Source organism: Hominilimicola fabiformis (assembly GCF_020687385.1).
GTDB lineage: Bacteria > Bacillota > Clostridia > UBA1381 > UBA1381 > Hominilimicola > Hominilimicola fabiformis.
This window is the reverse complement of sequence record NZ_JAJEQM010000017.1, coordinates 45960-64492: the sequence shown is the minus strand read 5'-3', so window position 1 is coordinate 64492 and position 18533 is coordinate 45960. Positions and strand designations below refer to the sequence as shown.

General features: G+C 36.9%; 17 protein-coding genes and 1 riboswitch. Of the genes, 3 read left to right on the top strand and 14 right to left on the bottom strand.

Features of this window, described 5'->3' with window-relative positions:
• Positions 1-15: 15 nt before the first annotated feature.
• From LKE05_RS11705 to LKE05_RS11685, 5 genes are all read right to left on the bottom strand, one after another.
• Positions 16-2619 carry an ATP-binding cassette domain-containing protein gene (locus LKE05_RS11705; RefSeq protein ID WP_308456978.1) on the bottom strand — a complete coding sequence of 868 codons (2604 nt, stop codon included), beginning with the start codon at positions 2617-2619 and terminating at the stop codon, positions 16-18.
• Positions 2592-3476, bottom strand: coding sequence for an energy-coupling factor transporter transmembrane component T (locus LKE05_RS11700; RefSeq protein ID WP_308456977.1), 885 nt, complete (start codon positions 3474-3476; stop codon positions 2592-2594). Before LKE05_RS11700 ends, LKE05_RS11705 begins: the two co-directional genes overlap by 28 nt.
• A 15-nt stretch (positions 3477-3491) precedes the next feature.
• Positions 3492-4379 (bottom strand): DUF4430 domain-containing protein, encoded by an 888-nt coding sequence (locus LKE05_RS11695; RefSeq protein WP_308456975.1) that lies wholly within the window; start codon positions 4377-4379, stop codon positions 3492-3494.
• Between the two features lie 20 nt (positions 4380-4399).
• Positions 4400-5446: a prenyltransferase/squalene oxidase repeat-containing protein gene (locus LKE05_RS11690; protein ID WP_308456974.1), complete on the bottom strand. Its 1047-nt coding sequence runs from the start codon at positions 5444-5446 to the stop codon at positions 4400-4402.
• Positions 5447-5614: 168 nt separating this feature from the next.
• A riboswitch (cobalamin riboswitch) is annotated at positions 5615-5833 on the bottom strand.
• 133 nt (positions 5834-5966) lie between these two features.
• The gene (locus LKE05_RS11685) at positions 5967-7898 is read right to left on the bottom strand and encodes an aconitate hydratase (protein WP_308456973.1); all 1932 of its coding nucleotides are present in this window, start codon (positions 7896-7898) and stop codon (positions 5967-5969) included.
• 119 nt (positions 7899-8017) lie between these two features.
• On the opposite strand from LKE05_RS11685, the gene LKE05_RS11680 reads away from it, so the two are divergent.
• Entirely contained in the window at positions 8018-8320 is a 303-nt protein-coding gene (locus LKE05_RS11680) for a hypothetical protein (protein WP_308456972.1), read from the top strand.
• Between the two features lie 19 nt (positions 8321-8339).
• Here the strand turns inward: LKE05_RS11680 and LKE05_RS11675 are convergent, their stop codons facing one another.
• Positions 8340-9233: an SPFH domain-containing protein gene (locus tag LKE05_RS11675; protein ID WP_117967223.1), complete on the bottom strand. Its 894-nt coding sequence runs from the start codon at positions 9231-9233 to the stop codon at positions 8340-8342.
• A gap of 1 nt (position 9234) precedes the next feature.
• Entirely contained in the window at positions 9235-9669 is a 435-nt protein-coding gene (locus LKE05_RS11670) for an NfeD family protein (protein WP_308456971.1), read from the bottom strand.
• A gap of 127 nt (positions 9670-9796) precedes the next feature.
• Between LKE05_RS11670 and LKE05_RS11665 the strand changes: the two genes are divergently transcribed.
• Positions 9797-9961 (top strand): hypothetical protein, encoded by a 165-nt coding sequence (locus LKE05_RS11665; protein WP_308456970.1) that lies wholly within the window; start codon positions 9797-9799, stop codon positions 9959-9961.
• Positions 9962-10090: 129 nt separating this feature from the next.
• On the opposite strand, the gene LKE05_RS11660 is transcribed toward LKE05_RS11665, so the two are convergent.
• From LKE05_RS11660 to LKE05_RS11630, 7 genes are all read right to left on the bottom strand, one after another.
• Positions 10091-10561: a flavodoxin gene (locus LKE05_RS11660; RefSeq protein ID WP_308456969.1), complete on the bottom strand. Its 471-nt coding sequence runs from the start codon at positions 10559-10561 to the stop codon at positions 10091-10093.
• 170 nt (positions 10562-10731) lie between these two features.
• On the bottom strand, positions 10732-11472 hold the full coding sequence (locus LKE05_RS11655) for a carboxymuconolactone decarboxylase family protein (RefSeq protein WP_308456968.1): 741 nt from the start codon (positions 11470-11472) through the stop codon (positions 10732-10734).
• 12 nt (positions 11473-11484) lie between these two features.
• Positions 11485-11829 (bottom strand): MerR family transcriptional regulator, encoded by a 345-nt coding sequence (locus LKE05_RS11650; RefSeq protein WP_022229394.1) that lies wholly within the window; start codon positions 11827-11829, stop codon positions 11485-11487.
• 90 nt (positions 11830-11919) lie between these two features.
• On the bottom strand, positions 11920-12798 hold the full coding sequence (locus LKE05_RS11645) for a LysR family transcriptional regulator (RefSeq protein WP_308456967.1): 879 nt from the start codon (positions 12796-12798) through the stop codon (positions 11920-11922).
• A gap of 98 nt (positions 12799-12896) precedes the next feature.
• On the bottom strand, positions 12897-15248 hold the full coding sequence (locus tag LKE05_RS11640; RefSeq protein WP_308456966.1) for a M13-type metalloendopeptidase: 2352 nt from the start codon (positions 15246-15248) through the stop codon (positions 12897-12899).
• 3 nt (positions 15249-15251) lie between these two features.
• Complete coding sequence (locus LKE05_RS11635; protein ID WP_022229397.1) at positions 15252-15938, bottom strand: flavodoxin family protein; 687 nt, start codon at positions 15936-15938, stop codon at positions 15252-15254.
• Positions 15939-15957: 19 nt separating this feature from the next.
• Positions 15958-16152 (bottom strand): PspC domain-containing protein, encoded by a 195-nt coding sequence (locus LKE05_RS11630; protein ID WP_022229398.1) that lies wholly within the window; start codon positions 16150-16152, stop codon positions 15958-15960.
• A 201-nt stretch (positions 16153-16353) separates the two neighbouring features.
• Between LKE05_RS11630 and LKE05_RS11625 the strand changes: the two genes are divergently transcribed.
• Positions 16354-18363, top strand: a complete 2010-nt coding sequence (locus LKE05_RS11625) for an S-layer homology domain-containing protein (protein ID WP_308456965.1) — start codon at positions 16354-16356, stop codon at positions 18361-18363.
• The last annotated feature ends 170 nt before the right edge of the window (positions 18364-18533 follow it).

Genomic DNA, 18533 nt, shown 5'->3' with positions numbered 1-18533 from the left:
TATTTTATTTTCGACTTATTCTATAAGTCCGTATTTTATTTTAATTCTCTCAAGCTTTTCGAGCATAGGCTCTGTGGCAAAAAAGAGAAAAAACACTGTTGATACTGCGTGAATAAAATCAAACGGCATTCCCATTACGTATGATGACAGCAACATATTTATATTTATATTCGACTGCCACATTATAACAGACGCAGGATTCATTATTCCTCCGTATATAACAAATGTCGCCAAAAATCCAAACACGCACATATCTGTTTTTGTCTTGCGTAAAATGCCTTTTTGAAACATTATTCCCGCTAAGAAACCTATAATTCCGAATGAAAACATTTGCCATGGTGTCCACGGTCCTTGCCCAAAAAAGAAATTCGATACAAATGCCGTAATTGCTCCGACAAGAAATCCTGTTTCACCGCCGAATGCCACACCCGAAATTATCACTATTGCCGCAACAGGCTTGAACTGCGGCAGCATAAAAAACGCAGTACGTCCCGCTACGCCTATTGCACACAATGCACTTATTATAACCAATTCCCTTGCTTTAGGTTTGCGGTTTTCAAACGCAAATCCCAAAGGAATCATCGTTTCCAATATAATAAGCAAGCTTATAAAATAATATTTTTTATCGCCGAGATAATATATCCCGATAAAAATTGTAAGCGGAATAAGAAATAATATTAGCAATGTTGCTATTTTTGTTCTTTTTGATATTTTTCTTTTGCTCTTTTCGTTCTGTATTAATTCTTTTCCGAGTTTTTTTCGTGGTATTAAATTAAACATTGCTACGGCAATAAATAATATACTTATCGTTTGTGCAACATAGTTCTTCCAATTATCGTAACGTCCGCAAAACAGGCATTGTGTCATCACAAATAAAATTACAAATACTATCCCTAATACAACATTGTGTACATTAAGTTTTTTATACTCTTTTTTGCTCTGCTTTATAACCGTTTTCTTTGGCAGTATATAATTCAGTTCATCATTCGTTTCAGTTAAATCTTCTGCTTCACCGCCCAATGCTCTTATTACGTCTTTGTCTAATACAGCATTTTCGATTATACCGTCAGCCATACGTTTTGCCGAAGTGGTATAAAAATTATTTTCCGCAAAGAACTTTCTCGGAGGAGCTTCACTGACAATCTTACCGTCAAAAAACATCGCACATATATCAGCATATTCAGCACAAAATTCTATGTCATGTGTTACCATTAACACAGTCATACCGTTCTTTTGCAAACTTTTGAGTATCGTTGCAAGTTTTCGTTTAAAACAAGCGTCAAGTCCCTTTGTCGGTTCATCAAGCACCAACAAATCAGGTTTTCTCAAAAGCATTTTTGCAAGTGCCACTCTCTGCTGTTCACCACCTGACAAATCGTAAGGGTGATTTTCAAGCAAATTATCAAGTTCACAAAGTTTTATTATATACTCAATCTCATTTTTCCTTTTTTCTTTTTCCACATCAAATACCGCGTCATACAACTCCTCAAGTACACTTTTTTTCAAAAATAAGCTCTGTGGATTTTGTGGCATCACCGCCACTTTGGTATCATCGTTTATAAACACCTTACCTCTATACGGCTTATTAATCTTTGAAATAACAGACAACGCAGTACTCTTTCCGACACCGTTACCGCCTACTATCGCATAAAATTCATTTTCGTGAACTTTAAATGACAAGCCTTTTAAAATATCATCTGAATTTTTCTCATATCTAAACCATACATCTTTTAATTCTAAAATCGGTTCGGTATTAATTCTGTTTTTTTCCGCCTTGAATTCAAAATGCTCGTTAATCTGTTGTTTTTCCAACCATTTATGACCGTCACGAATTGTTATAGGGCAATTACCCGAATTATTTCCCAAGGAATAATATATTTTTGTCGGTGTGGGTAATGCTGCAAACATACTGTTTTGCTTTAATTCCTCACCTATTTTATACGGTGTGTTTTCGTCTGTAATCTTGCCGTTCTCCATAACCGCGACCTTATCGGATAAAGGAAATACTTCGCTCAAATTGTGTTCACTCAATATTATCGTCACACCAAGTTCTGTATTAATCCTCTCAAGCATTGTAAAAAAGTCATGTGCCGCTATTGGGTCTAATTGACTTGACGGCTCGTCAAGCAACAACAATGTCGGATTCATTGTCATAACCGACGCTAAATTGAGAATTTGTTTTTGTCCGCCCGACAGATTGGCTACATTTTCGTAAAACCAATTTTGTATTCCGAAAAATGACGCCATCTCCGCAGCTTTCGATCGAATTTCAGCCGAATTAATACCCAAACTTTCCAATCCGAATACAAGTTCGTGCCAAACCTTATCCGTAACAATTTGATTATCAGGATTTTGCATTACAAATCCGATATTTTCGGCTTGCTCCCTGTCCGACAAATCATATATACTCTTTCCGTCAAAGTATATTTCCCCACTTGTTTTACCGTGCGGTGTTAAAATCGGTTTTAAATGTCGTAGAAGTGTCGATTTTCCACATCCGGATTTACCGCAAATCGTCACAAATTCACCTTGATTTATCGTTAAATTTATATCGTTCAATGCCGTTTTTTCGCTATTGGGATATGAAAATATTAAATTTTTGATTTTAATTTTCTCCACTTTAATTCCTCCCATATCTCAATAATTATCGGCATTATACAAATCATAATATACGATATAAAAATGCTTGTGCTGTAAAACGACATATCCGTACCACGCATAGACGGAAAATATCTGTAATTAATTTTTCCAAGCAAAGCACCTATCAAAAAATATGTAATCGTAACCGCCAAATAAATTAAAGCAGTTACATCTCTTTTGTCAAATACATAATTTGAGTAAGCCGTTCTGCCTGTCAAACCGTAACCGCGACTTTTCATACTGTCGGAAGTATCTATTGCATTTTCCAAACTCCATGTTATAACCGCCGACAAAATTCTTATGCTGTTTTTAACTCTTGCAAATACAGACCCCTCTGATGAATCTCTCCCCATACTTTTCTGTGCATTTGAAACTTCTTGTACCTGTTCTTTAAATTTCGGAACAAATCTGAATGTCATAGACAATATCAGCGAAAGTGACGGAATTATTCGTCCAAAAAGATAGATAAACTTATCACTTGTCATAATTTTATTGAAACAAGAAAACCAACAAATGACCGTTGCAACCATACTTGCCGCGACAATTCCGTATAGTATGGATTCCAACGTCAACGGATTTCCGCTCGGTAAATATGCAATTACAGTTACACCCTCGTGATTGAACGCAGGATTTATCAGTGCTGAAATCAACATAAGCGGTAATAACATCGCAATAAATTTCAACGCTTTTTTACCGTTTAAAATTACCGAATACATCACACTGCACAAAAGCGATGTCACAAGGCATATAGGATGTACGAATATCATTGAAAACACAATTACGGCTGTAAAATATATAAAATTAATCAACGGATGATATTTTGCAAATTCATTCATTATCTGTCTTATCTCCTATTCTCCGCCTGTTGCGGAATATCCGCCGACATCTATTCCTAAGTTGCAAGTATATACCCATTCGACTTTATCGCCTTGTTTCAGCTGGTAACGCGAACAGCCGTAATTTGGGAACCAGTCATTTACTTTATACATCCACCCCGATAATTCACCACAGTCAAACTCATACAAATTGCCTATTCCCTCGATATATGCACTGTTATACATAGGAGTATTTTCAAATTCCATATGTATTTTGCTGTTTTTCATTTCACGTTGCAATAGGTCAAATACACTTTCGCCGTCATAAAATTCAACTGTCTGTTCTTTAAATATAACTCCATCCGACGGCACTAATTCCCACTTTTCTTTATCAAGCCACGACATATTGTCGAGTATCGTATCACATCGTACCGCCAACGTGCATGTCAGTTCTCTGCTCTCTATTACTGCATCTTGCGGTTCGACAGGTACAGGTTTTCCCTCAGGTACAGGTTCTGTTTTATATTCGTCTGTCCCTGTTGTTTCGTCAATATTCATTCCGTTGTTTTCGGAATATTCCAAATCGGGAGTATATATTTCTTCGTATGGTTCCCCTGCAATCTCTTCGGCTAATTCTATTTTTTCCTCTGCCGTCATTGGTTTGTCGGCTGTAGGCTTGTTTTGAATTTTTTCTGAGTTTTCGGCTGTCGGAGATGATGTGAGTGAAATTGTTGGCTCTACAGTCGGTGTAGGACTTTCATCATTGTCATATACCTCATCAATTATAACCCTTTCCGTTACTTTCGGCGTCGGCTCAACATTCCAACCGTGCAGTGACGGTGCATCTCCGCCCCACCAAAACGCAAATACCAATACAGCAATAATTATACTTCCTATAATTATGTGCTTTTTATATTTTTTCATTCAATATCTCCTGAAAATTATTACTTTCTAAGCAAAATCAAATTCATCATTACAAACTGTAAACTGTTTTTTATCACATTAATTTCATCTTGTGATATATTTCTGACATCGCTCATATCATAAAGCGAATTATCGCCGTTCATAAATCGTTTTAGCGACACCAAACTGTAAAAACATTGTTCTGTTGCCATTTGATTTGAACCGTCACCGTCGTATGTATGTTTAAAACCGTCGCCTATTGTATAGTACGACATTAAATTATCCGCTAAATTCTTGCCGTTCTTTTCAAAGCGTTCATCAAGAGGCGATATTCCGAGTTCACAAAGTGCAACAATGACTTGTGCGCAGCTTTCGGAATTTTCCGTACCCCAACTTGAATATCCTCCGTTTTTATTTTGACTTGCCGATAAAAAAGAAATTGCCTTGTTCACACAATTTGACACTTCTGAATTATCCGTATAATTTGAAAGTGCTTGCAGAGCCATTGCCGTAACATCAACATCACTCTCTCCACTGCCCAAAAGTGACCATCCACCGTCATCAAGCTGACTGTTTATAATCTTTTCAACATACATTTCTCTTGTTGCATGAATTTGTGCATCGGCATTGTACGGCATATCATACTGTCCGCAGTCAAGTGCAATCAATGCCCATATTGCACCGTTTATACCTTGCCAAGTAGTTTTTTCAAAATCTCCTAAAGGAAGTAATAAATTATATCCACCGACATTTTTAGGGTCTTTTCCGATTGATGTGAGTGCAATTATAACTCTTGAATATTCGGTATATTTTTTGTTATGCAATACACCGCCACATTCTTTTACATAATTGACAACATTGTTGTAATAATTCTCGTAATAGCCGACAGGTATATCACCGTAATTTCTGCTCAGTCCCATTATCAGCCACTCACCGCCTATCGATGATACGGTAGGAGTTTTCGAATTATCATATAAATATTTTTCCGTATCACTTATGACGCTGTTTATATCGTCAATACTTACCGCAAAAGCATTTGCAGATGAAATCAAAACAAACGATAACATTAAAGATATTATTTTTTTCATTAATACGCTCCGTTTCTGTAAAATCAAATAAAAAAAGCTGTGATAATTTTTTCAAATTATCACAGCAGAGTTTTCCTGTGTATATCACATATCGGCACGCAAACAACACGCTTAATACATTTATATAAGCGTACGATACTACTGCTCCTATATTGACAACATCAATAAGTACGGAGCAGTATCAAAGCAGGTCTTCTGACTCGTATTATATAAAGCGAGCTTAACATTTTTATATTCGCCTTCTCAGTTTCCCAATGACTGACTTTCATCAAAAAATATAAAAACTTCAATACATACAGCGACTGTTATCGTTCGGGATTCTCACCCGATTCCCTTTTCACCGACTATACCCATACAATATAGCCGACACTTTGTGTGATTATTCATTTTTTAGTATTATATCATCAAAAATATGTACCGTCAATGTGCTATATTACTAAAGTTACACTTGACATTCACATATTTTATACCTTATAACACAAAAAATGCGACACCTAAAAGCATCGCATTTTGAATTACATTATGAATTTTGTTTTGTATAGTTAAGAAGTCCGCCTGCGTAAAGCATTTCTTTTTGACGGTCTGACAAATCTGCATTAACCTCAAAATCAAAGCCTTTTGTTACGTTTGTCACCTTAATAACTTTACCGTTGGCAATTTGCTTACCGATATTTTCAATCTTCAATTCGTCCATTTGGTCAATCTTATCGTAATCCGATTCATTTGCAAATGTTAGCGGCACGATACCGGCATTAATAAGATTAGCCATATGAATTCTTGCAAATGACTTAACGATAACTGCCTTAACACCTAAATACAACGGTGCAAGTGCAGCGTGTTCTCTTGAAGAACCCTGTCCGTAGTTTGAACCGCCGACAATTATACTCTTACCAAGTTCAAGTGCTCTGTCGTGGAACTTTTCGTCACATACAGCGAAACAGAATTCCGAAATCTTAGGAATATTTGAACGCAATGGCAAAATCTTTGCACCAGCAGGCATAATATGGTCTGTTGTGATATTATCGCCGACCTTTAGCGAGCATTTTGCGTCTATTGTTTCAGCTAACGGCTCTGATACAGGGAAAGGCTTAATATTAGGACCTCTAAGTACTTCAATACTGTCCATATCCTTTTCATCTGCCGGAGGAACTATCATATTATCGTTTATTGTGAACTTTTCAGGCAATGTTATATCAGCCGCGTCACCAAGTGTTCTCGGATCTGTAAATACACCTGTAAGAGCTGAAATAGCAGCTGTTTCAGGTGATACAAGATAAATCTGACCATCTTTTGTACCACTTCTGCCTTCAAAGTTTCTGTTAAACGTTCTTAGTGAAATACCCTTTGAATTAGGTGACTGTCCCATACCTATACAAGGACCGCAAGCACTTTCCAGTATTCTTGCACCTGCGTCAATCATAATAGCCAAAGCACCGTTATTTGCAAGCATATTCAAAACCTGCTTTGAACCCGGAGCGATTGCAAGAGAAACATCAGGATTAACAGTCTTGCCTTTTAGAATATGTGCAACTTTCATCATATCAAGAAGTGATGAGTTTGTGCATGAACCGATACAAACTTGGTCAATCTTCATACCGCTAAGTTCACTTACCGACTTAACATTATCAGGTGAATGAGGGCAAGCTGCAAGCGGTTCAAGTTTGCTAAGGTCTATATTAACTTCTTCGTCATATACAGCGTCTGCGTCTGCACATAGAGGTGTGTATGCATCTTCTCTGCCTTGTGCTTTCAAGAATTCATGTGTTATTTCGTCTGATGGGAATATTGATGTTGTTGCACCAAGTTCCGCACCCATATTTGTAATAGTTGCTCTTTCGGGAACTGATAAAGTTTTAACTCCTTCACCGCAGTATTCGATAACTTTGCCTACACCGCCCTTAACAGAAAGACGCTTTAGAACTTCCAAAATTACATCTTTTGCGGCAACCCACGGTTGAAGTTTGCCTGTAAGATTTACCTTAACGACTTTCGGGCAAGTAATGTAATATGTACCTCCGCCCATTGCTACAGCAACGTCCATACCGCCCGCGCCTATGGCAATCATTCCTATACCGCCGCCTGTCGGTGTATGGCTGTCCGAACCGATAAGTGTTTTACCCGGAATACCGAAACGCTCAAGATGTACTTGGTGACAAATACCGTTACCGGGTCTTGAGAAGTAAATTCCGTGTTTTTTACAGACACTGCCGATAAATCTATGGTCATCAGCATTTTCAAAACCATTCTGCAATGTATTATGGTCAATATATGCAACAGAACGCTCTGTTTTTACTCTTGGCACACCCATAGCCTCAAACTCAAGATATGCCATTGTACCTGTTGCGTCCTGTGTAAGGGTCTGGTCAATTCTAATTCCGATTTCACTGCCTTTTACCATCTCACCTTCAACAAGATGTGCAGACAGTATTTTTTCTGTTAATGTTTGTCCCATAACAACTTCCTCCGTAAACTCATTTTTCTATATTATTTTAATACAAATCCTATGTATTTGTCAAGTCATACACACCTTTTATTTAAAACCGCATATTATAAAGCGGAGGTGTTTTAGATATGACGGATATATGTTTTATTGCATTGTTTACTGTGTTTTGTACTATGGGAATATACTTCTTTGTAAAAGAAATTACATCGGCACTTTTGAAAAACCATATTAAAACGAAAATTCTTCTTGAAGTACATAATTCCGATATTGATATTGAAGGTCAGATACGTTCGATTATTTCGGCAAATCCCGAAAGTGATATATTGATAAGCGATAAAAGTGAGAATGACGAAATAGGTATGATTCTTCATAAAATGTCCGCTGATAATTCGTGTATAATTTTAGACAACGTTAAAAGCTCCCAAAAATAAATTTTGGGAGCTTTTTAAATTATTTATCTTCGTTTTTTGCTATTTCTTTTATTGATGTTACAAGTCCTGCAAGTCCTTGTATTTCCGACGGTATAATTATCTTTGTAGCCTTGCCATCAGCGGCTTTTTCAAAACTTTCAAGCGCCTTTATTGCAATATACGGTTCACTCGGCTTTGAGTCGTTAATTCTTCTGATACCTTCGGCAACGGCTGTCTGTACTGCGATAATTGCTTCAGCCTCACCTTCCGCCTCTTTAATAGCGGCTTGTTTTTTAGCCTCTGCACGAAGTATTGCAGACTCTTTTTCACCCTCTGCCAAAAGAATTGCAGACTTCTTTTCACCCTCTGCACGAAGTATTGATTCACGTCTTTCTCTTTCGGCTTTCATCTGACGTTCCATTGCGTCTTGAATTTCAGCAGGAGGCATAATGTTTTTAAGTTCAACTCTGTTAATCTTAATACCCCATGGGTCAGTTGCCTCGTCAAGAATTGCACGCATTTTTGTATTTACAGTATCACGTGATGTCAATGTTTCATCAAGTTCAAGATCACCTATAATATTTCTTAATGTTGTTGCAGTAAGATTTTCAATAGCCATCATAGGTCTTTCAACACCATATGCAAACAATTTAGGATCTGTTATTTGATAATAAACAACCGTATCAATCTGCATTGTTACATTATCCTTTGTTATAACAGGTTGCGGCGGAAAGTCAACAACGTGTTCCTTTAAATTAACTTTCTTTGCAATTCGGTCTATAAACGGCACTTTAAAATGAAGTCCGACACCCCATGTTGCATAGTAACCGCCAAGACGTTCAATAATGTATGAATGTGCCTGTGGAACTATTTTGATATTTGCTACAATAATCACCAATATAATGATTAATAAAAGTATAATTGCTAATGGCATTTTAATCATCCTTTCTCTTTACAATAAGTTTTACACCCTCAATTTTTTCAATAACAGCCGTTTCACCTTTGAGTACATGAGAGTTGTCTATACTTCTTACAGTCCAGACTTTTCCGTCAACTTTGCCCTCTCCCAAGCCTCTGATATTATCGACATCGCACGTTATCAAAACTTCTTTACCAACCAAACTTTGAGCATTTGTTTCAACATTTCTCGGTTTGAAAAATTTCATTGAAATCGGTCGTAAACACAGTATACAAATAAATGATACCGCAATAAACACAGCCATTTGAACATAGAAATTTACACCTGAAAATGCCGCAATCATTCCTCCTAATGCACCGATTGCAAACCAAATGCTGACAAGCTGATAAGTAACTGCCTCAAGAATAATAAACGCTATTATTCCCAAAATCCATATTACAGCCTGTTCCATAACTATAACCTCCCTCTATTTCATTATATATTAAAAGTTATAAACTTACAATAGTTTTTCAAAAATATTTTTCACATATGTTTTTCTTTTACATATTATATATTAAAAGATTACAGAGGTGGGATATATGCTTAATTGTTGTATGAGAGGTTGTTCAAAGGCAGTTGGGCTGGCGGCTTTGTCATTTTGTGCAGGTGTGATAGCGGGAGCATTTCTTCCTATGTCTATTATTGCGGTAATCGAAATGATTTTTCTTCTGCTTTTTGGGTATTTGTGTTTGTTTAAATGGTAGAAAGGAGTAGGTAAAAATGAAAATCGTTGTCGTTAAAATGCCAAAATGTCTTAGAGGTATCGTTAAAACAATTTTTAAAATGTAGTACATAGAAAAAGGAAAGCAACTTAATGCTTTCCTTTTTCAGTATTATAAATTGCTTACCCAATTTTTAATTTCTTTTTCCGATATACCGTTTACCATTTTACCTGTTTGCCATTTTGCATTCGGGCTCAGTTTGCTCAAAACATCAACTGTCTTACCCATACCGCTGCCACCTGAAGTTGCAAACGGAACGATTGTTTTACCTGACAAGTCATAGTTTTCAACAAATGTATCTATAATTATAGGTGCAACGTACCACCAAATTGGGAAACCGATTAATACTGTATCGTAATCTGCCATATTGTCAAGCTTGTTTGCTATTTTCGGACGTGAGTCGGGATTGCTCATTTCAACTGAACTGCGACTTGTTTTATCTCTCCAGTCAAGGTCTGCATTTGTATAAGGCATTGTAGGTTTAATTTCAAATAAATCCGCATTAGCCACTTTTGCAATTCTTTCCGCTACGCTCTTTGTAACACCGCTTGCGGAAAAATATGCTACCAATTTTTTACTCATTTTAAATTCCTCCTAATTACTTATTGAATCCGCTGTTTGTAAGCCATTTCTGTATTGTCTGTCGCTTGTGTTGTTTCGCCTGCAACACAACCTGTTATACCGCAAAATACAAGCGAGCTGTAAATTCATGTTATTATTGATATTATTCTTTTTATGGTGTTTCTCTCCTTTTAGTTTTCTTTTGGATAATGTTCATCATCAACAGGTTCAAACCATTCATTTGATGTATTTTCACCCGGACACTCAACTGCCAAATGGCTGAACCAACTGTTTGCCTTTGCACCGTGCCAATGCTTGACACCTGCAGGAATAGCGACTATATCGCCCGCTTTCAGGCTTTGCGGTTCTTTGCCTTCTTCTTGATACCAGCCTTCACCGTCTACACATAAAAGAAGTTGACCGCCACCGCTTGTTGCGTGGTGAACGTGCCAATTATTACGGCAACCAGGCTCAAAAGTTACATTTGCCACAAATACCGTTTCATTCGGATTTGTAAGCGGTTTTAAATAACTGTTTCCGATAAAATACTTCGCATATGCCGTATTTGCCTCACCAATACCGAACATTCCTCCGTGATTTTCAACAGTAGTATCATCGGCATACACTTCTTTTACAACGCGAAATGCCGACCACGCGTTCGGCCAACCCACATAAAAAGCAAGATGTGTTAAAATCTCTGCCATTTCTGTTTTTGTAACGCCGTTTTTCTTTGCGGTCATTGCGTGGTACTGAAAAGAACTGTCGATTAGACCTTTGCTAACCAATGCGGTTACTGTAAGTATTGATCTCATTTTTAAAGACAATTTATCTTCTCGCGACCATACTTCTCCGAATAATACATCATCATTCAGTTCTGCGAATTTCGGAGCAAAATCGCCTAAACTGTCCCTACCTGCTGTTTGTTTTACCATTTTAAATTCCTCCTAATTATTATTTTTTATTTCATTCTTTAAATAATCTAAATTAGATATTTGTTTTTCTAATATATGAATTTTGTCAAGCGCTTTTTTTCGTTTTTGACTTAGGATTTTAAGACATTCCTCGTCATTTTCGCCTGACAGTATCAGCTGCATATATTCATCAATATCTTCTTTTGAAAAATCTGTTTCATACAATGTCATTATCATACTTAATCTTTTTATATCTTCATCATCATAATGCCATTCGCCCATAACTCTTTTTACGGTTTTGCAAAGTTCCATACTTTCATATTCTTTTAAAATTTTTATGGGAATACAGTATTTTTCGCTTGCCTCTTCTATTGTCATAATTTCCTCCATAAAAAATATAGATGTCTTTTATTTGACATCTATATTCTATCACTAACAAGTACATATGTAAAATACTTATATTGTATTTCAAACTATACATTCAAGGCATTTCTTAATGTGTTTTATAAAAGAATTGACAGACGGTGAAACAGTACGATTTTTTCGCCAGACTATTACAGTTCCTGTTTCAAGCATCGGTGAAAGCGGTTTAAAGCATAAATCGTCGTAATACATATCACTGTCAATACACAGTGCCAAACCTACTCCGCCTTTTACAAGCGATTCGGTATTATATATAAGGTCACAGCTTGCCACTATTTTGATATTGTCGTAGCAATCACCGAACCAATTTTCTATTTCATTTCGTACGCTTTCACGTTTTGCGAATATCAAAGGCTGACCTGCTAAATCTTTGGGAGTAATATATTCTTTTTCCGCAAGCGGACAATCTTTTCGCATTATAACTCCCCATTTTTCTTTTTGCCCCAAACGCACAAATTCATATTTACTTATATCGACAGGCTCTTTCAAAAGACCAACATCAACAGTACCGTTTTCAATTTTATCTTTAATATCGTCAGCAATTCCACTGCAAACCTCAAACATTACTTTCGGATTTTCTTTTCTGAATGATGCCGCCAACTTTGCAACTCCACTCAATACACAAGTTTCTCCGCTTCCAATGGTTATCGTTCCCATGAGCATATCGTCACTGTGTGACAAATCTTCTCTTATCTTTTCTTCTATATTTATAATTTCCTGTGCACGTTGTTTTAACAGTATTCCGTCCTCCGTAAGTGATATACTGTGTTTTCCGCGTTTAAACAACTTCACTCCGAGTTCTTCTTCCATCTGCATAAGCTGTCTTGATAAAGTAGGTTGCGTTACATTCAGTCTTTGTGCCGCTCTTGTTATATTTTCCTCTCGTGCAATCATCAAAAAATATTTTAATACTCTAAGTTCCATCGTAACCTCCGAATATTTGTTCTTTATTTTAGTTTATCACAACTATTAAACAAAGGCAATCCGAAAATTCCGAATTGCCTTTAACTTGATATTTTGTTTTACCAAATATGCACTCTGTCCTCAGGGGCAACATACATACCGTCATTTTCCTTTATGCCGAATGTATCATAAAATTTCTGGTCATTTACAATAGTACGGTTTGTACGCAATTTATCAAGGCAATGAACATTTGTTTGAGAAATATATTGCATATATTCACGGCTTGAGCTTGATGCCCATGTTCTTGCTATTGATTTATATAATGCCTCGTAATTCGGATTATCAAGGTGAGAAACTATTTCCGTTATACAAGATACCGCACCCAAATCGGCTATATTTTCACTCAATGTCAGCTCGCCGTTCACAGCAATTCCCGGTGCCGCCTCTTCTCCGTCATAAAAAGCTTCAACATCCTTGCAAAGTTTTGAAAATGCACTGTAATCTTCTTCTGTCCACCAGTCAGTCGCATTACCGTTTTCGTCAAATTTAGCACCGTTATTGTCAAATGCGTGTGTAATTTCATGTGCAATAATATATCCGATACCACCTAAATTTTCTTCATATGACGCGTTTACATCATATATTGGTGCTTGCAATATTCCAGCCGGGAATGTTATACTGTTTGCCAATGAGTCATACATTGCATTAACCGTATAAACAGCCATGCCCCAATCATTTTTATCTATCGGTTCGTCTTGATGTTCAATCAAATTTTTCACCTGTTCTTTGGAGATTGCAAGCATATTTTCAAAATAACTTCCGCCGTCTGCAGCTGATTTAATTTCAACATCGTCCATATATGACTGAACATCTTCCGGATAACCTACATTAATTTGCATTGTATCAAGTTTTTTCAATGCCTTTTCCTTTGTGGTATCGCTCATCCATGTAAGCTTTTCAATCCTTGTTCTGTATACATCTATTATGTCACTTATCATTTTCTCGACATTTTGTTTTGCCTCTTTGCTGAAATAATTTTGAGCATATAATTCGCCAAGATAGTCATACATAACGTTTTCTATTGTTATAGTTGCCTTTTCCTCCGCTGTATAACTTCCCTCTGTTCCGTAAAACGCATTTTGGAAATCGGTTGACACTTGTGTAAATTCTTCATTTAACGTTTCGCCCCAACCCAACAATACTATAAGTTTGGCTCTTGTCTTTAAAACATCAATATTGTCTTTATTATAAAGTTCTCCGTTTTTCTCCAACAGACCAACGTCCGAAACAAGGATTTTACCGTTATACTTCAATTCCGAATCCTTTAATATTTTTGAAATATCCATATTCGGTACTGCTTTCTGCAATTCTTCCAATGTATACAGATTGTATATTTTGTCAACATCAGCATTATCCTGTGTATCAAGCATACTCTCGGCAAGCTGTTTTTCAAAATCAAAATATGCCTCTGAATGTTTTTGAGCGCTTTCTTTAGTTTCTCCGCTCAATACTAAATTTTCAGTCAAATAATCTTTGTATGCTTTTATCTGCTCCGCATTATCCGACATATATATGTCTTTCGGCAATATCGGTGCTATCATATAAAAATCCAGTATATTTTTTGTGTTGTCCTTAAAATCAGCCGTTACCGAAAAATCACCCAATGCCGATATACAAAGCTCCTTAATCAATTCACTGTTTATTTCGTTTAAATCCTTAATTGTCTTTGCTTCATCAATTTTATCAAGATACGGTTTTATTGGAGTAATACCTGCTTTATTTCTTGATTCCGTATCTGTTATATTATTGTATAAGTCAGCTATTTTCTGTTCTTTTGTACCTTTTGCGTGTGATTGGTTTATGATATTTGCCAGCAAATCATTTATTCGCTCTGTATTTGTATCATCTAAGCTGTATGCATTACCTGCAATCAATCTGCCGGGTTTTATTTCAAAATTGTTTAGTGCTTCTTTATTAACCGTTGCATAAAAATCGTCTTTTAAATTGCTGCCGAAAACCGCATATGTTCTTTTTATAAACAAATCCATTTGAGTGTCGGTTACATTTTCATCAGGTGAAAATACTCCCTCAGAAGTTCCTGCCACAATACCTGCGTCAAATACGTCCGCAAGTTCGGTTTCTGCCCACTTCGGTATGTCCGTAAAATCTTCTTTAGGTATTGCTATACGTTTTGTGTACTCGTTCAGTTCAGGCATTTTTCCAAAAGCACGCTTTAACATAACAAGTGCCTCTGCTCTTGTTACATTCCAATCTTCGTGAAGTTCGCCGTCCTCATATCCTTGTATAATATCCTCTTTCTTCACATTCGGGTTATAATCGTCTGCCGCAACCAATAACATATCCGCAACCTGACCTCTTGTTACATATTGGTCTTTAGCCGATACGACATACATACTGCCAACAGCTATTGACAATGCCAATAGTCCTGAAACTACCTTTTTAATTTTCATCCTTTACCCCTCCGTTTTATAATTTTTAATCCAATATTCATCATCAACATTTGTCATTTTTCTTTTTAAATGCAATTTTGAAAACATCGTATATAACATTTTAACTTTTAATGACATAGTGACCTTTTCGGAAGTCTTATTTATTTTTCTTGCTGTTTTATCAAGTTTTTTCAAAAGTGAATTTTTAAATTTATCGGGCATATTGTCCCAAAAATATCCCCAAACACCTTGATAGACAGAATAAGTCCTTGCGACTCCCCAATAATCCATACTGTCCTTTATATCTTTAACCGTTGCTTTTAAGCCTCCGCCGCCTGCACTTGCAATTATAACGGCTCGTTTTTTCAGCATTTTAAAATCGGGACGATGAACCAACCACCTGTATCCAAAATGGTCAAGAAAACTTTTAATTTGACCGGGAATATGACCTACATAAACAGGCGAACAAAATATAATAAGACTTGAATCATCAAATGCGTCTAATATAGGTTTCAAATATTTATATCCACCGCACTTTTCCTCATCGCCTTTTATACACGCATAACACCCGCAACATATATGTGGCATATCCTCCGGCAAAGTAAATTCATAAACTTTATCAACATTTTCCAGCTTAGATATAAGATATTCAGCCGAATTATATGTAGTGCTGTTTTTTCGTTTATTGGAACGAATAAGTGTTATATTCATATTTTCCTCCGCAAAATTATTATATTATTTTATTCGGATAATCGGGAATAACAAGTGCGGCAATGATGTATGCCAAAATTCCCGTTCCGAAGAAAACTACAAGCACAACCCAAATTAATCTCACTATCGTTGAATCAATCCCCAAATATTCCGCTATTCCTCCGCAAACACCGCAGAGCTTTCTGTCAACATCAGATTTGTATAACTTTTTCATAATAATCACCCTCCGTTAATTATATTTTCCCCCAAACAAATAATTTGTTGATTGTAAAATCTTTACTTCATTATATATGTTTATTTTTTTAATGTAAATAGATTATAAAAAAAATTTATAATTATTTTTGAATTTTAATGTTTTTTTAAGGTTTCTGTCTTATACTTCAATTATGGAAACGAAATAAAGGAGAAATTCAAAATGTTAAAGAAAAAAATTACAACTCTATTAATCACAGTGGCTTTGCTTACTTCGATAATGCCTGAGGCATTTGCCGATACTACGGAACAGCCACCGCAAATGCCGACACAGTCACAGGGCGAACAGCCACCTGCAAAACCTGACGGAGATCAATCCGACGGTGAGCAGCCACCGCAAATGCCTAACGGCGAACAACCGCAAGGTGATATGAATGTATCAATTCCGTTCACCGATGTTGCAAGTGATGCTTGGTATTATAATGTAGTATCACAAGCATACGGAAAAGGACTTATTTCCGGTATGAGTGATATAGAATTTTCACCTGAAAGCTCCGTTACAGGTGCTCAGATTATTATGATGCTTTACAGAGCAGACGGTAATACAGTCAGCGAACAAACAAGCGGTAATTGGTATGACGAGGCAGTAGATTGGGCTAAAGAAAAATCAATCATCTCCGACAACAACGGTTGGACTTTTGACGCAAATGCCGATTTAACACGTGAACAAATGATGGTATTTTTATATAACTATTTGCAATACAAAGGCAATGATTTATCGGCTTTAGATGATTTATCATCATATACTGACAGATCTGAAATTTCAGCATATGCCGAAAATGCAGTAAAAGCACTTGTAGGTAAAGGAATTATCGAGGGCGACGGCAAAACATTAAGACCGCTTTCGTCACTTATCCGTGCGGAAACAGCCGTAATTTTAATTAACGCAGTTGATTCCGTCAATCCTAGTGCTAATCAAGGCGGTATGCAACCACCGAGCGGTAATATGCTGGGCGGATTTGGCGGTTCGGATACAGTAACACAAGGCACATCTGCTACAACAATCACTGAGGACGGAACATATTCATCAACATCATATTCTTCAACAGGTGATGACGAAAACGCACTTCGTGTTGACGGTGCAACTGTTACACTTGATTCTGTAACAGTCGACAAGTCGGCAGGTTCTTCGTCAAATACAGAGGACGGCGATTTCTACGGTCAAAATGCCGCATTGCTTGCAACAAACGGTGCTAATGTTACAATAAAAAATGCAACAGTAAACTCATCTGCACAAAACGGTAACGGTATCTTCAGTTACGGCACAGGCACAACTGTAAACGTATCCGATTCAACTATTACAACAACTGCCGATAATTCCGGAGGTATTCAGACAACAGGCGGCGGTACAACAAATGCTACAAACCTAACTGTAAACACAAGCGGTAACTCTGCCGCAGCAATTCGTTCGGACAGAGGCGGCGGTACAGTGGTTGTTGACAAGGGTACTTATACTTCAAACGGTTACAACTCCCCTGCCGCATATTCAACATCCGACATAACTGTTTCAAATGCCACTCTTACCGCAAACAATTCTGAGTCACTTGTAATTGAGGGTAAAAACTCAATCAAGCTTAATAATTGTGACGTATCGGGCAATATGAGTTCTACGGAAGGCAGCAGTTCTGACGAAAACGTACACAACGTTATGATTTATCAATCAATGTCAGGTGACGCAGAAGTCGGAACATCCGAATTTGATATGACAGGCGGTTCTCTGACAGGTAATAACGGAGATATGTTCTATATTACAAATACTCACTCAATCATCAATTTGTCAAACGTTGATATTACCAACAAAGACGCTGACGCTTATTTAATGCGTGTTACAGGTAACAGCGCTGCAAGAGGTTGGGGCAAAGCAGGCGCAAACGGCGCACAAGTTGAATTTACCGCGTCAAATCAAACGCTTAACGGCGATATTGCAGTAGATACCGTTTCCACTCTTAATATGACTCTTACAGATTCATCTGATTTTACAGGTACAATAAACATCATTGACAACGCACAAAACGGCACTGCTGTTGATAATAATGCAGTTGTTACAATCGACTCCGACAGTACTTGGACTTTGACAGGTGACTGTACTGTAACAAGTCTTGAAAACAACGGTACAATAAACTTCAACGGTCACACAATAACCCTTGCAGACGGTACTGTTTTAAACAAATAAACACATACAAAAAAATGAGCCTTGAAAGTACAGACATAGCCTTGAATTATCAGCATAAAATTGTCCAAGAATATGTTCACCCCCCGACTCAAAAATAATGTTTTTGTAGGTTTACAACCACTTTGGAATGGCAATCCCGAAGTTAAAATCTATGCTGTTGCATAAATTTT

Coding starts and splice junctions, on each gene's coding strand:
- LKE05_RS11700 (WP_308456977.1), bottom strand. CDS start 3,476: ATGAATGAATTTGCAAAATATCATCCGTTGATTAATTTTATATATTTT.
- LKE05_RS11695 (WP_308456975.1), bottom strand. CDS start 4,379: ATGAAAAAATATAAAAAGCACATAATTATAGGAAGTATAATTATTGCT.
- LKE05_RS11690 (WP_308456974.1), bottom strand. CDS start 5,446: ATGAAAAAAATAATATCTTTAATGTTATCGTTTGTTTTGATTTCATCT.
- LKE05_RS11685 (WP_308456973.1), bottom strand. CDS start 7,898: ATGGGACAAACATTAACAGAAAAAATACTGTCTGCACATCTTGTTGAA.
- LKE05_RS11680 (WP_308456972.1), top strand. CDS start 8,018: ATGACGGATATATGTTTTATTGCATTGTTTACTGTGTTTTGTACTATG.
- LKE05_RS11675 (WP_117967223.1), bottom strand. CDS start 9,233: ATGCCATTAGCAATTATACTTTTATTAATCATTATATTGGTGATTATT.
- LKE05_RS11670 (WP_308456971.1), bottom strand. CDS start 9,669: ATGGAACAGGCTGTAATATGGATTTTGGGAATAATAGCGTTTATTATT.
- LKE05_RS11665 (WP_308456970.1), top strand. CDS start 9,797: ATGCTTAATTGTTGTATGAGAGGTTGTTCAAAGGCAGTTGGGCTGGCG.
- LKE05_RS11660 (WP_308456969.1), bottom strand. CDS start 10,561: ATGAGTAAAAAATTGGTAGCATATTTTTCCGCAAGCGGTGTTACAAAG.
- LKE05_RS11655 (WP_308456968.1), bottom strand. CDS start 11,472: ATGGTAAAACAAACAGCAGGTAGGGACAGTTTAGGCGATTTTGCTCCG.
- LKE05_RS11650 (WP_022229394.1), bottom strand. CDS start 11,829: ATGACAATAGAAGAGGCAAGCGAAAAATACTGTATTCCCATAAAAATT.
- LKE05_RS11645 (WP_308456967.1), bottom strand. CDS start 12,798: ATGGAACTTAGAGTATTAAAATATTTTTTGATGATTGCACGAGAGGAA.
- LKE05_RS11640 (WP_308456966.1), bottom strand. CDS start 15,248: ATGAAAATTAAAAAGGTAGTTTCAGGACTATTGGCATTGTCAATAGCT.
- LKE05_RS11635 (WP_022229397.1), bottom strand. CDS start 15,938: ATGAATATAACACTTATTCGTTCCAATAAACGAAAAAACAGCACTACA.
- LKE05_RS11630 (WP_022229398.1), bottom strand. CDS start 16,152: ATGAAAAAGTTATACAAATCTGATGTTGACAGAAAGCTCTGCGGTGTT.
- LKE05_RS11625 (WP_308456965.1), top strand. CDS start 16,354: ATGTTAAAGAAAAAAATTACAACTCTATTAATCACAGTGGCTTTGCTT.